Source organism: Spirosoma humi (genome assembly GCF_054776575.1).
Window position 1 is genome coordinate 1,356,649 of record NZ_BAAHBR010000008.1, and the last position, 14,228, is coordinate 1,370,876.

A 14,228-nucleotide genomic window follows, 5' to 3' on the forward strand; every position below is an offset into this window, starting at 1 on the left:
CATCTGGCTTTAGAATCGAACATTCAGGTTAAAACCGATACTGCGGGTGGGGGGAAGCCCTGGCCAGAAGTCCAGCCCTACGCTGTTATCCGAGGAAACCAGCGCTTCTTCGGGGTCCATGTTTTCGGTCCATTTCTTGATGATCAGGACGTTGTTGGCAACCGCATTCAGTCTTATTCCTTTGATGAACAGGGTCTGGGGAAGTAATTTGGTGAAGTCATAGCCTATCGTAATCTGCCGCAGTTTCCAGAAGCCGGCGTTGTTTACGAAATCCTCGTTGATACCCAGCGGGTTGATGGATTCGTAGAAGGGTTGCACAGCCGCTTTCGTCGTGTTGATCTCCCCATTTGGATTGACGCCGTTGCCGATCACGTACCCGACATCCCGACCCGGCAGCGTTCGTTTCGACAACCCGTGACGCATGTAGTTAATGTTCCGTCCGGCAATCAGTTTATGGCCCAGCTTGAAGTCAATCAGGACTGAAAGCGATAACCCCTTGTAGTTGAACGTGTTGGTGATACCGCCGAAGTAGGAAGGGAGGGCGTTTCCTACATCTACCAGGGTGTTGTTACGGAGCGGCATTCCACTATTTTTATCGAATACCTGTCTGCCCTGCGCATCCCGCAAGTACTTGAAGGTGTACAACTGGCCGATGGGCTTGCCCACCACCTGATTCAGTACCCGACCACTGCCACCGCTTACCGTTATTACGGTATCATTGGGCGATAACCCCAGTTGCAGGACTTTGGATGTGTTGTAGGAGGCATTGGCACTCACGTCCCAGCGAAAGGAAGGGGTAACTACGGGTGAAAACGTCAGCAACATCTCGAGCCCCTGGTTCATACTCCGGCCAACATTGATCAGCTTGCTGGTATACGACGAGGCATCGGAAATCTGGGCAGCCAGAATCTGGTCTTCCGTTGTTTTGTGGTAGTAGGTGAAATCAAAACCTACCTTGTTGTTCAACAGCTTCAGTTCCAGACCCACCTCGGCTTCCTGAATCCGTAGCGGACGCAGGTTTTTGTTCGGAACCTGCGATGCGCTTATGCCGCCTACCGGTACCGGTTGCCCCGCCGGATTCGGGAACGAGTTGTTATCGACCTGGTAATACAGCGCGTTCGAATACGGATCTACGTTGTCTGACCCCACCTGCGCATAAGCCGCCCGTAACTTTCCGAACGACAGCCAGGCGGGTAGCCCTTCAAACGCCTGCGAGAACACGAAACTGCCGGTGACGGAGGGGTAGAGGATGCTGCGGTTAGACGGAGCCAGCGTCGAGAACCAATCATTGCGGGCCGTTGCGGTCAGGAACAGGAAATCGCGGTAGGAAATGGTTGCCGCTCCGAATAACGAGTTGATATTCTTCTCCGACAGCGCGTAAATGGGGTTTTTCACCCGGCCGTTGGCTACTGTGTAGAGGCCGGGCTGTACAAAATCCTGTACGGTCACGCTATTGTAGTCAATACGGGCGTACCGTGCGTTGCCGCCCAGTGTTACATCCACGCCGATCTTGCCGAACGTTTTGTTCGCGCCCAGAATGAAGTCAATGTTGCGTTCGGTATTCTGGCGTACGTCCTGCGTATAGGAGCCATTTACGTAGCCAACGGGTGCTTTGGCAATCGGCGCGTAGCCATTCGGAATGTTGTAATCCTGATTGCGGATGTAAAAGTCCTGTGCAATACGTCCCTGTAGATACAGCCAGTCGGTGAACTGGTATTTGAGGGCGACATTACCAAAAAGCCGGTCACGTCTGATGTTCTCGAAGTGACGGCTCATGGAATAGTAGGGGTTATTACGCACCAGAAAGCGGGCAATCGAAAGCTCATCGCCATTGGCGTAGGTCTGATTATCGCGCAGAGCCTGAAAAGGCATGGAGTTGGCCAGCGTAAACACGACCGTCGATACCGAAAAATCCTGGGCGTTCACCTGCGGAGGATTGACGTTATTCTCCTTCGAGTAGTTGATGTTGCCCGATGCGGTTAGTTTGCTGTTGATGTTCTGGGTGAACCCCAGGTTGATCACTTTACGGCTGAAGGTATTATTCTCCATAATCCCCCGGTTGTCGGTATTGCCGAATGACAAACTGAAACCGCCATTGGTACCGTTGTTCGCTACGGTTACCGTATTGGTAAAGTTGGTGCCCACACGGTAGAACTGCTTCACCCGGTTGTAGACGGGTTCGTAAGGATAGGTTTTGTTGTCGAACAGAACCTGCGTCATGCCCGGCTGAAACTTCTCGCCGAAACTCCAAACGCCCGACGAAGGGAAAGCAGCCGTTGGTCGCACACCGCCTTCACCCTGTCCGTATTCATACTGAAAATCCGTAAAGTCGAGTGGGGTATCGGTGGTAAAATTGGCGTTATATGTCACACCGAAGCCTTTGCCAGCCCCCCGGTTTTTGGTGGTAATCATGACCACACCGTCTTTGGCGCGCGATCCGTACAGGGCGGCTGCGGTGCCTCCCTTCAGGACGGTCATTGTTTCAATATCGTCGGGGTTGATACTGCTTAGCCCATCGCCCCCGTCCGAACTGTTAACCGGGAGCCCTGTTGTGCTGCGGGCGCTGTAATCGCCACCGAGGGAGCTGTTGGTGTTGTCGATCGGGACGCCGTTCACGACGATGAGCGGATTGTTTTGCCCGCTGAACGACGACTGACCGCGGATACGGATTTTGGCCGTTCCGGCTGGTCCAGTACCCATGGTGGTAATGTTGACACCCGCCATTTTTCCCTGTAGTCCACTCACAAAATTGGGTGTGCGGTTGGTCGAAATCTGGTCGGCATTGACCGTCGCCGTGGCATAACCCAGGGTTTTGGCTTCTTTCTTGATCCCAAGGGCGGTGACAACTACTTCGTTGATGGATTTGGCATCTTCGGCCAGCTGCACATTGATGATCGAGCGGTTGTTGACGGGAATTGTCTGGCTCACGTAACTGATGTAGGAAAAAATCAGCGAAGCGTTGGCAGGCGCGTTGATGGTGTAGTTGCCTGATGCATCGGTAGCCGTACCTACCGACGTACCACCTACGACTACGTTAACACCCGGCAGGCCCTGGTTATCGGCACCGGTCACTTTACCGGTCACGCTGTTGGTTTGTGCAACCGTCAGGCCGCTACTTACCAGCAAATAGAAGAGGAAGATTAGAGATTTTTTCATGTGGTTCAAGCGATTAAGGAAAAGGACGACTAGGTAATGTATTCTAATTGTATCAACATTTTAAATTGATATAATTATACTTTTTCGGCCCATTTGCAAAAGGCCACCCAACCCAGCTCAGGCTGGGCTTCAGGAATTCATCACTGTACTTTTTAATTAATCTTCAGGTTGTATCTCTATCTACTCTTGCCGACGTTAACGGCTAACCGGTAATTACCCTGGCTCCTTACCAGTTGTGAATGGCTCCGTCGGGACTTTTCAGAATGGGGTGAGGGAACTGCGTTTTGGCGGTAACCTCCATAACGAAGGTTGCTTTCTTAGGATCGAACTTGACGCCCAGACCCGGCTCCGGGTTGAGGTATAATTTGCCATTTTTGAAGTTTACAAAATCCTCATTGAAATAGGCTGGTCGCTCCGGTTCGCCACCGCCCAATTCCATCAGGCAACGGCTGGGGCTGCTGGAGCCCAGTACGTGGACGAGGGCCGCGGTGGACAGGGGACCGGTGAAGTGCGGAATCATACCAACATAATGCGTCTCGCAGAGGGAGGCTATCTTTTTGAATTCACCAATGCCGCCCGTGTTGGGTAAGGTTATCCGTGTGTAGTCGATCAGTCGTTGTTCGATAAATTCATTGATGTCCCACCGATCGCCGAACTGCTCGCCAACGGCAATGGGCACGTTGGTCATCTGGCGAACGGTTTTGTAGACGGCCGGGTTTTCGGACCGCACAATGTCCTCTACAAAATAAGGCTCCATGTTCTCAAGCGCCTTACAAATCTTGATGCCTTCGGTCATATCGAAGCGCGTATGCAAGTCGAGAGCCCATTTGCCACCACCACCCACGGCGGAGTCGATTCGTTTGCAGAAGTCGATGGTCTTTTTGGCGTTGTCATAAAAGTCGAAAGGGGCTTCGCCGTTACCGCCGGTTGGCCCAATCCGGTACGCCCGTAAGCCTGCTTCGATGCAATCGCGGGCCCGTTCTTCTTCTGTTTTTGCTTTGGAAGCCCGAAAGCCAGTGGCGTAACATTCGACATAGTCTCGGGTAGCTCCCCCCAGTAACTCGTAAACGGGCACGCCCAGCGCCTTCCCTTTCAAATCCCAAAGGGCCATTTCCAGGGCACCCAGGGCGTGTAATTTCTCGCGGCCTGGTGGATAAAACATGCCCCGGTACACGTTTTGCCAGATGTGCTCGATGCGAAACGGATTTTCGCCGATGATCATCTGGGCGCACTGTTCGATCATATCTCTGGAACCACCTTCACCAATGCCGATCAAACCAGCATCCGTCTGAATTTCGACAATACCGCGTGCCTGGTTGAAAAGTGGTTTGTTGTAACCAGGGGCGCTGTAATACCTGATTTTAGTGATTTTAAGGTTAGGGGCAGCCTGGGCCAGAGTCATAGGCTGCCCCGCCCAGACGGCTGCTGAGCCGACTAACGCAGACTTGAGAAAGTTTCTTCTTTCCATAAAATTAAGGGTAAGGAATACTCAGAATAAGGGTATGTGTGATTAGGTAAGGGCAGGAATAGGTAATATCATACATTGCTTAATCGTTTAAGCAATTGGTCAAAATTAGGCTCTCTGTGGTTTTTTGGTTTTTGACGACGCGCGTTCGATCAGTTCTGCTTGCATGAGTATATGGGTGGGTTCATCGAGTTTATTCTTTATTTTTTTTATCAGAAGTTCAACGGCAGTCTGGCCTAAGCGCACAATGGGTTGTTTCAGATAGGTAATGGGGCAATAGTAAAGTTCAAAGACTTCGGCCTGTCCGAAACTAACGATGGCCAGTTCATCCGGAACCGTCAAGCCTAGTTTATTAATGTATTTTAGGCCACTAACAGCCAGGCTGTAGGTAGCAAACAGCAGCGCATCAATCGGCTGGTCGGACGAGAGCATTTCATCCAGCGCCCGTTTGACCCCACTGTCAATATTGTTAATCCGAACCTCTTTCAGCCAGGCTTTATGACTTGTTACCTTATGATCCCTCAGAGCATCCTGGTATCCTCTTATCCGTTCTTTCATGTGGAACAACTGCGAATCATAGGCAATCATACCAATGTGTTTGTACTGGTTGCGGACTAAGTGCGTACCGGCGTCATACGATGCCTGATAATGATCGGTCGATACAAAGTCCGTGGCTATTTCAGGAAAATACCTGTCCAGCAGCACAAACGGAATGTGTTTATCTTTCAGAAAATGAATTTGCTGGTCGGAGTTTTCGGCCGACACAATGATAAATCCATCTACCTGCCGATTAATCAAGACATCTACCAGATCCTTTGACCTATCGGCGTTTTCGTCCGAACTCCCAATAATGACCGTATAACCATTCCGTTTTGCTTCATCTTCAACTACCCGGGCTATGTTTGCAAAAAACGGGTTCGATATATCGGCAATAATCAAGCCTATGGTGTGCGTTTTTCCGCTACGTAAACTTTTCGCCAGATGGCTGGGCTGGTAGTTCAGATCGGCGGCTATCTGCTTGATCTTCAAGGCGATCTCCTGCCCAACCCGGCTCTCTTTCTCTTTGCCATTCAGCACATAAGACACCAAAGCGGTAGAGACGCCCGCTTGCTGGGCTATATCTTTTATAGACACCTTCGTCTTACTCATGTGATCAATGCGTGTTCAGGTGCACACGGACGATGTGGATAAATACCTGATGGGGATATAATAGCCCAAATATAAGCTTAACCGATTAAACAACGCAATAAATATTATTATTTCTATTATTTTTTAGCTTATTGGGTCAAGCAAGTAGCTAATAATAAATTTCTCGCGGCACTACTTCCGCTGATCCTAATGGAGAGCTAGCCTTGTTTTCGGGATATATGCCCACTTTAATGCCCACAATTTTTTTCTTAACTCTCCGCGGTGAGTCGGCTCAGGAACTGTTGTCCTAATGTCTTTGCCTGCCTGAGCACCAGAACTACTCGAATTGGCTATTACGATCTTCGGTTTTTGGGTTGTATCTTAGTCTTAAACTAAGCAGGTAATTCTCACTTCATTTAATGACGTACAAACAGTTCGTGCTGGGGGCCACTTTAATTGGGCTGCCCTTCCTGAGCTTCGGCCAGAAAAAATTTGCTGCTACCATCACCGCGGCCGACCTCGAAAAACACCTCCGCATTCTGGCCGCTGATGATATGGAAGGTCGCGAAACGGGTCAGGCTGGACAGCGTAAAGCTGCCGAATACATTGCCAGACAGTTTGCCGCCGAAGGACTCAAACCCATCGTAAAGACAGAGGATGGGAAACTGGTTTATCAACAACCGTTCACGCTCTACAAGAAAAACTGGGGTGATTTTTATGTCAGTGCCGGGGGCAAGCGATTTGAGTATCTGAAAGACTTTGTGGTTAACGGCCTGCTGTATCAGCCGACTGAAACAACAGTTGAATCCGTGTTTGTTGGCTATGGTATTGGCGAAACCAACTACGACGACTATGCCGGACGGGACGTAAAAGGTAAAGCGGTTGTCATGCTGGAAGGTGAACCCAAAACGGCAGGGGATAAGCTATTGATCAGTGGAACCAGCGAAGCGTCTAAATGGGGCGGCCCCAACGGATGGCGTGCCAAAAGTCTGCTGGCGAAGGAGAAAGGAGCGGCTCAGGTATTTATTGTCTCGGCCGAATCGCCGGAGGCCTTCAGGCAAGTACTCGCCCAACGGGGAGCATTGCAGGGGCGTTTCAATCGCTTGACGCTTAAACCAGGCGCTGAAAATGTGGGTTCGATGGGCGTATTTCTCGTTTCGTCAGAAACTGCAGCGACTCTGCTTAACACATCGGCGGCTACGCTTGCCCAGACGACAGCCCAGCTTGCCCAATCGGCTACGCCCGTGTCGTCATCGCTGGTAGGTCAAGTCAGTGTCAAAGCGGATCGGGTGGAGGAGAAGGCGCAATCGTCGAACGTGCTGGGCTTTATTGAAGGCACCGATAAAAAAGATGAAGTTCTGATCGTGTCGGCGCATTACGACCACATTGGTATCAGCGCGGATGGCCAGGTCAATAACGGGGCCAATGACGATGGCTCCGGTACCGTATCGGTGATCGAGATTGCTCAGGCTTTTGCCCAAGCCAAGGCGGAAGGAAAAGGTCCCCGACGGTCAATTCTGTTCCTGACGGTGTCGGGTGAAGAAAAGGGGCTGCTGGGCTCCCAATATTATGCTGACATGAGTCCGGTTATTCCGCTCGACAAAACGGTGGCCGATCTGAATATTGACATGGTGGGCCGGGTCGATGATTTACACAAGGGAAAGTCGGAAAACTATATTTACGTCATTGGCTCCGACAAGCTTTCGTCCGATCTGCACAAAATCAGCGAAGCTGCGAATGAGAAGAACGTAAAAATGGAACTGGATTATAAGTACAACGACCCCAAAGATCCCGAACGGATTTATTACCGCTCCGACCATTATAATTTTGCGAAGCACCAGATACCCATCATCTTCTACTTCAACGGCTTGCACGGCGATTACCATAAGCCAACCGATGATGTTGAGAAAATTGATTTTAATCTGGCCGAACGGAGTGCACGCTTGGTGTTCTACACGGCCTGGGAAATTGCCAACCGCGATGAGCGCCTGATTGTCGATAGTAACAAGCAATAAAATTCAAGTAAACTGACTCGGCCAGACGCTACTCTGGCCGAGTCAGTTTACTTAATGGGCAGCTAACCAGTGGCGAACACGGGGATTGAAATCGTCGATACATTCCCAGTGAAACGCATGTCCGGCATCGTCGTAGAGGTGTAATTCGCTGTTAGGAATGGCCCCGGCTACTTCTTCGCTCATCCAGACGGGTGTGAAAATATCGTTACGCCCACCAATAACCAGGCAGGGTTTGTCTATCGCTCCCAGTGCGTCCAGCGTATTGTGTGTGATGCAGGCTTCGGCTTGCCCTTCGAGGCCGTGCAGCGGCTGGGGTAGTGAATCGATGGCGGCCTGCTGCCGACCAGCCAGAAGATCCGCAAACATAGCGTCATCGTCCCAGCTTCGTTTGGCGTAAATCAACAACTGAATGTAATTCGAGAACTCCTCAGGCCGTAGTCGGGCTTTGATGGTGGCCATGTGCCGGAAGATGGCTTCGGCGGTTCGGTCGCAGCGGGCCCACGGGCACATGAGCACCAGCGATCGCACTTTGTCGGGATGCCGTAGCGCAAGTTGCTGGGCAATGGTACTCCCCATCGATACCCCCACGACCCGCACAGAACCTAGCCCAAGCGTGTCGATCAGGCCCGCGTAATCGTCGGCCATCTGGGCGGTGGTATAAGGTCCCGGCGGTTTATCGGATTTCCCGACGCCCCGGTTATCACCCATAATGCAGCGAAACTGTTGCTGCCAGTCATTAACGTGTTTCTCCCAAACGGAACCGGGCGCAGTAATGCCCATGATCAGCAGAAGAGGCTCTCCCGATCCACGTTCCTCGTAATACAGATTGATACCGTTGGTTTCTAGTAGGGGCATAGTGAAAGAGAGAAAGAATAAAAGAGCGCGAGCCATTCGATGCACGTGATGTCGGTTACTTATAGCCGACACGGAAGGTTTCTCAAAACCTTCTTCATTAACTAAACGAGGTTTTGAGAAACCTCACTCGTCAGATGTAAGCATCTGACGGCACAGCAAGGGCATGGTGAATGAGTGAACGAGCGAAGAACCAGCCAGCCGCATGACACGATTCGCTCTTTCGCTCATTCACTCTTTAAGCACCGCTGGAAGCAGCGTCTCGTACACCCAGCGCCCGTCGTGAAGGGTGACACCGTCCGGGTCATCCATGGCTTCTGGGCCTTCATCTTCGCAGATAATCCAGCCGCTGTATCGCTGCTCAATCAACCACTGGGTGATGCTCACAAAATTAACGTTGCCGTGGCCGAGTAGGGCAAATTCGGGATCACCGTTCCAGTCTTTGTAATGGACCAGGTTAATGAGCGACGCGTACTCTTTCATTTTGGTCAATGGGTCCATACCGCCGTTGATGAGGTGACCGACATCGGGTGTCCAGCCCGTTACCGAGGCATCGAGCGATTCGAGAATTACCCGGTAATCTTCCTCGGTGCGGGTAATAGACGAATGGGGTGAATTGGGATGAAACGTGCAGGGAACGCCCTGATCGACTGCCCGGTGCGATACCCGGTTAACGATATTAACCAAGTTACGTCGTCGGGTTTCGAGGTCGTGTCGCCCGGTTGGTTTCTGTACAGTGCACAGTAAAGCGCCCGGAAAGTGCTTCAGCAGGGCAATGGCCCGATCGGCTTCGTATTTCTCCTGTTCGGTTTCGTCGGCACCGTTCCAGTCCAGCGCCAGGGCAATAGCAGCCAGTTCGACGCCTTGTTCGGTTAGTTTTGCGCCCAGGCTATCGGCGTCGGGCAGGTCGCCCATCCAGTTAAAAATGGGTTCAATACCAGCAAAGCCCGCCTGCGCCGTAATGTCGATCATGTGCCCCAGGCGGTTCGCGTGGGTTTGACCATTGTTATTCATGAACCAGGTATACGCTTCGGCACCGAAGCGAAAAGGGAAAGAAGCGTCCATTTATAAATAGTGAAATGACGGAACCGCACCGGCGGACCGGCTGATTGTTATGATTCGTTATGATTTTTCAATCATCATTCAATTATGAGGACTATAAAAATCAGCCGGTCCGCCGGTGCGGTTCCATTCAACATGTGTATTTAATTATTTTTCCATCGGGTGCTCTTTCAGCAACTGCTGTGGCGAGTAAAAATCCTTTTTGCGTTCGGTAGCGGCCCGTACTTTCTTCACTTGGCCGGGTAGTACGGCGGGGGCCTGATTGCCAAATGAATTTCTGACATAAGTCAGCACAGCGGCAATTTCGTCGTCTTTCAGCAAGCCACCGAAAGGCGTCATAGGCACCTGGCCGGGATACGTTTTACCGACCACCTCGATCGGCCCCATGAGTCCTTTAAGGGCTATTTTTATCAACCGTTCCTCATTGCCTGATACCCAGTTGGTACCCGTGAGCGGGGGGAAGCCAGAGGCTGTAAGCCCTTTGCCATCGGGTTGGTGGCAGGTCGTACAATAGCCTTCTTTCGAATAAATTTGTTTGCCCATGTTGTACAGAGCCAGCTCTTCCCCTTTCAGCGTCGATTTTACGGCCGTCTCTTCAACCTTTTTCACGTTGACGCCTTTCAGGTGGGCAACGGCCGCTTCGTGGGCATGAATCATCCATTCGTCCAGCGGTTTTTTGGCGGCTTCGGCCAGAATGGGCAACCCTTTTTCCTTGCCAATCCAGGAAGCCGCCACAATGGCCGCTAACCGAACCCGGCTATTATCGTCCCGGACTGCCTGCATGAGCAAATCGGCCTGGTCGGCAACCTGATGACCGGTGTATCGCACTACCTGAACGGCAGCAGCCCTGGCGTGGTAGTCTTTTGCTTTAAGCACTTGCCGCAAAAGTTTCTGATCCACTTTGTTCATCCCCCAGCTTACCCACAGCCCTTCCAGGAGGTGATGTTCGTAGCGGGGATCGTTCTTGTCGAGGTTGGCCACCCAGGTAGTCAGCCTGGCCAGAACCTGGGATACATCCCGGCCGCGAAGTTCGTTTCGGGTGCGGTAGCGAGTGCGGTATTCGGGCAATTTGAGGTTATCCATCAGTTGATCGATGCTGGCTCCGTCTATTTTAGCGGGCGTTACCAACGGCCTGGATGGGTACGTAATTCGGTAAATCCGGCCGTGCGAATGATCGCGCAGGGGGTCGCGGGCGTTGTGCTGCATGTGGCCAATCAGAATGTTGTGCCAGTCGATCAGGTACAGCGAGCCATCGGGGGCAAATTCCATATCGACCGGGCGGAAATTGCGGTCTTCGCTCACCACCAGGTCGGCCCGGTGCTTGCTGATGTAGCCCGTACCGTCGTCTTTCAGCGTATGTTCTTTCGTACCCAGAAAGCCAATGGTATTGTTGATGAGAAAGTCGCCCTGAATGTCGTCCGGGAAATGGCGGCTGGAAACAAATTCAAGCCCCGACGTTGGCCGAACCCGATGCGCTTCTTCAATTAACTGAGCCGATTTGTGGGTCGCTTCGCCGTAGCGGGGCAGTACTGAACCGGGCATCATCCAGCGAACATCCGGGCTGGAGGTTTCGGCAAAGAACGGCTGGCCCCAGTCGTCAAAGGCAATCCCCCAGGGATTCGGAATGGACAGCTGGGCCGTGCGTTCCAGCTTGTGGAGCTGTGGCGCGTACCGATAAAAGCCGCCGTTGGTAGCCCGAACGGTACCATAGGACGTTTCTACGTTAGTGTGCAGAAACACCCCTTCTCCCGAATAAATGGCCCCCGACGGATCGACCGTGAAGGCGTGGCTGTTGTGGTGCGTGTCGTGGTCATCGAACCCACTCAGCAGAATTTCCCGTTTGTCGGCTTTACCATCGCCGTCGGTATCAACGAGTAGTTTCAGGTTGGTACCCTGTGACACATAAACGCCTTCTTTCGTGATTTCGAAGCCGAGCGGTAGGTGAAGACCGTTGGCAAAAACCGTTTCTTTATCGGCTTTTCCGTCGTTGTTGGTATCTTCAAAAATCAGGATTTTGTCGTCGGGCTTGGCATCTCCTGGTTTGTAGTGCGGATAACTCGGCATGACCGCTACCCACAGCCGGCCTTTATTATCAAACGACATCTGCATGGGCTTCGCCAGGTCGGGAAATTCTTCTTCAGACGCGAAAAGTTCGATTTTATAGCCCTGCGGTACTTTCAGTTTGCTCAACGCTTCCTGTCCGTAGAGGTACGTCAGGCTGCCGTTTTTCTCTGGATTGAAGTTGGTTTTGACGGCGGGGAGCTGTTTCGTTTTCTTATCGGCCGCGGCAATGTCCATTTTTTCTCCTTTCGCGGCAGCCAGCCAAACGGCCGTATCCCGGATGGCGGTCATCTCCCGGATCTTTTCTATTTCGGCTGGGTAGTTGTCCGGTCCGAATGGGTTGTACCGACGCCCGTAGACATGAACGCCATTCGGGATTTTATAATCATTGTGCCACATCCAGTTCTTTTCCAGAACGGCATCATGAACCAGCGCCCGGTTAGCTTCCGCTTTTGGCGTTGCCTTGCCAAAAATCTGATCGGCCAACAGAATGCCCAGTTTCCTGTAGCCAGCTTCGTTCAACTGGGAGCCGTCGATGGTCAAAGGCTCCTTGCTGGCAGCATACCATTGCTGCGACGGGGTAAAGGCATCGACGAACAACACATTATTCTGATTAGCCACGTCGCTCATCGCCTTGGTATAAAGCGAGAGGTTTTCATTTTCCTTCTTGCCGTTCGGCAGATCATACATTGCCGACAGATCCTCGAAGGCAATCGGCGATACAATCGCCAGCTTCGGCGCAGTGACTCCGTTGTATTTTTGTTTGAGCGTCCACTTGATAAAGGCGTCCAGCTCAGCTTTGTAGTTGGCTAGTCCTTCTTTTCCCTGGAATGATTCGCTGTAACCAAAGAAAGCAACGATCACGTCGGCCTTCAGGCGGGTGAGCCATTGATCGGGATAATCAAAATGCCCTTCGCTCTCGGAGTTGTTGGCGTATTCGGTCTGGAACTTCTCGGCTCCCGGAAAGGCCCAGGGCGTGTTTCGGCTGGCGTGGGGCCTGAAGCCGGGCGTATCCCCGCCATCGCACATGTTGCGGATGTAGAGCATGTCGTTCGGGTAGCGAACCTGCATCTCTGTCTCGAAATGGCCGTAATTCATCATCCTCGACCCCAGATTACCGCCCAGCAGCATAATGTGCGCGCCTTTGCTCACGGGTAGCGGTGCGACGGTAGTAGCAGTGCCCCAGTTAGTCTGAAACGCACTAACCGCAATCAGCAAGAGTGCAGCGACGACGAGTAATCCATTGATTTTATTTTTTCCGGGTAAGACCATGGCGATTGTTTAGGAGGAGAATCAACTGCTTGCCTGGATGGGCGTTATGCATACTCGTCAGGACTTACCCGGATGGCCGTAAGGGACATCAATCGCCAGTTTACCCTTCCACGTTTTTGGGATTGGTAAGCCCAGTTCCCAATGGATGGAATTGATGACCAGGCGCTGGAAGGATTCTACCTGAAAATCTTCGGGGTGGCCCAGCGTAGTAATAAAGGCTTTTCCACCCCACTCGTTTTTCCAGGTCCAGGCTACCGGATTGTCAATGGCCGCTTTGTCGGGGTTGACCGATTTGCCCATCAACAGCGGAACCGCCCCTTTGGCCGGATAATCGGGCAGCACCCGATACAGCCAGGAAGATGCATGGAAGCTAGGGGCAACACCTGTCAGGATCGGGTTTTTGGCCGCTTCGGGAATAATCGTAACATCGGTTGTGCTTTTGTGGCCGTAGTGCGTATGCTGCGCCTTGCCGCCCCAGCCCGGTGGCGCACCAAAGGCGAATTCGCCAAATGAATTCCAGCGTTTCCGGTCGTCGCCATCGGGATAGTTAAACGCATGAGTCGTTGTGCGAAAACCCATAACGGGCTTACCCGATTTAAGATACTCATCGATGTAGTTTAATTGATCCTGAGGAAGTTGCCGCCACCGGAGGTAAAAGACGGCTAAGTCGGCTTCCTTTAGGGCTTCCAGGCCGGGAATATCTTTTTCGCCGTTGTAGTCGGGATAGGCCTTCAGCACTTTGGTACGCATGCCGTAGTTTTTCTCCAGTTCAGCGGCAATAAAAGGCAAGGTCAATTCGCCACTGTATTCATGATCGCCGGTAACGAAAACGACATAGGGTTTCTTCGCATTGGCTGACGAGGAGGCATTGGCCAGGACTTCTGCAACCCGTAGTGGAGACGTTAAAGCCAATAGCCCGGCGGCCTGCTGAAGGAAAGTTCGGCGTTGATTTTTCATGGAAGGCGGTTTCTATACGGACGAGTAAGCTGGTAATGTAAGAAAATCTGGTATTGAATTTACTTAGTGGGTTGGCCTGACTGCCCAAAAAGTTACGGATTGAACAAGTTTATCGGTATGGACCGCCTATCCGGCAGACTGCGCTGGCAGATACTCGGGCGGTTCATACTACAAAGGACTACAGAGACTGGCCGCTGACCGTACAAACCGAGAAAATGAAACGGACTGGCATAATGAACGACAAGGCAACTACTAGCAGG

General features: G+C 51.9%; 8 protein-coding genes. 1 reads left to right on the forward strand and 7 read right to left on the reverse strand.

Annotation, left to right across the window (positions count from 1 at the left end; all coding sequences use genetic code 11):
• Window positions 1-9: 9 nt before the first annotated feature.
• The 3 genes from ACYU8Y_RS14300 to ACYU8Y_RS14310 all read right to left on the reverse strand — a co-directional run bounded on the left by ACYU8Y_RS14300 (window position 10) and on the right by ACYU8Y_RS14310 (window position 5,770).
• Window positions 10-3,156, reverse strand: a complete 3,147-nt coding sequence (locus ACYU8Y_RS14300; RefSeq protein WP_460938303.1) for a SusC/RagA family TonB-linked outer membrane protein — start codon at window positions 3,154-3,156, stop codon at window positions 10-12.
• 226 nt (window positions 3,157-3,382) lie between these two features.
• Complete coding sequence (locus tag ACYU8Y_RS14305) at window positions 3,383-4,624, reverse strand: mandelate racemase/muconate lactonizing enzyme family protein (RefSeq protein WP_460938305.1); 1,242 nt, start codon at window positions 4,622-4,624, stop codon at window positions 3,383-3,385.
• Between the two features lie 105 nt (window positions 4,625-4,729).
• The gene (locus tag ACYU8Y_RS14310) at window positions 4,730-5,770 is read right to left on the reverse strand and encodes a LacI family DNA-binding transcriptional regulator (protein WP_460938307.1); all 1,041 of its coding nucleotides are present in this window, start codon (window positions 5,768-5,770) and stop codon (window positions 4,730-4,732) included.
• A gap of 398 nt (window positions 5,771-6,168) precedes the next feature.
• Here ACYU8Y_RS14310 and ACYU8Y_RS14315 point away from each other — a divergent pair, with 398 nt between their 5' ends.
• The gene (locus ACYU8Y_RS14315; protein ID WP_460938309.1) at window positions 6,169-7,764 is read left to right on the forward strand and encodes a M28 family peptidase; all 1,596 of its coding nucleotides are present in this window, start codon (window positions 6,169-6,171) and stop codon (window positions 7,762-7,764) included.
• A gap of 51 nt (window positions 7,765-7,815) precedes the next feature.
• On the opposite strand, the gene ACYU8Y_RS14320 is transcribed toward ACYU8Y_RS14315, so the two are convergent.
• The 4 genes from ACYU8Y_RS14320 to ACYU8Y_RS14335 form a co-directional block, all read right to left on the reverse strand.
• Window positions 7,816-8,619 carry an alpha/beta fold hydrolase gene (locus ACYU8Y_RS14320; RefSeq protein WP_460938311.1) on the reverse strand — a complete coding sequence of 268 codons (804 nt, stop codon included), beginning with the start codon at window positions 8,617-8,619 and terminating at the stop codon, window positions 7,816-7,818.
• 228 nt (window positions 8,620-8,847) lie between these two features.
• Window positions 8,848-9,681: a sugar phosphate isomerase/epimerase family protein gene (locus ACYU8Y_RS14325; RefSeq protein WP_460938313.1), complete on the reverse strand. Its 834-nt coding sequence runs from the start codon at window positions 9,679-9,681 to the stop codon at window positions 8,848-8,850.
• A gap of 144 nt (window positions 9,682-9,825) precedes the next feature.
• On the reverse strand, window positions 9,826-13,011 hold the full coding sequence (locus ACYU8Y_RS14330; protein WP_460938315.1) for a PVC-type heme-binding CxxCH protein: 3,186 nt from the start codon (window positions 13,009-13,011) through the stop codon (window positions 9,826-9,828).
• A gap of 57 nt (window positions 13,012-13,068) precedes the next feature.
• Window positions 13,069-13,968: a ThuA domain-containing protein gene (locus ACYU8Y_RS14335; RefSeq protein WP_460938317.1), complete on the reverse strand. Its 900-nt coding sequence runs from the start codon at window positions 13,966-13,968 to the stop codon at window positions 13,069-13,071.
• Window positions 13,969-14,228: the final 260 nt, after the last annotated feature.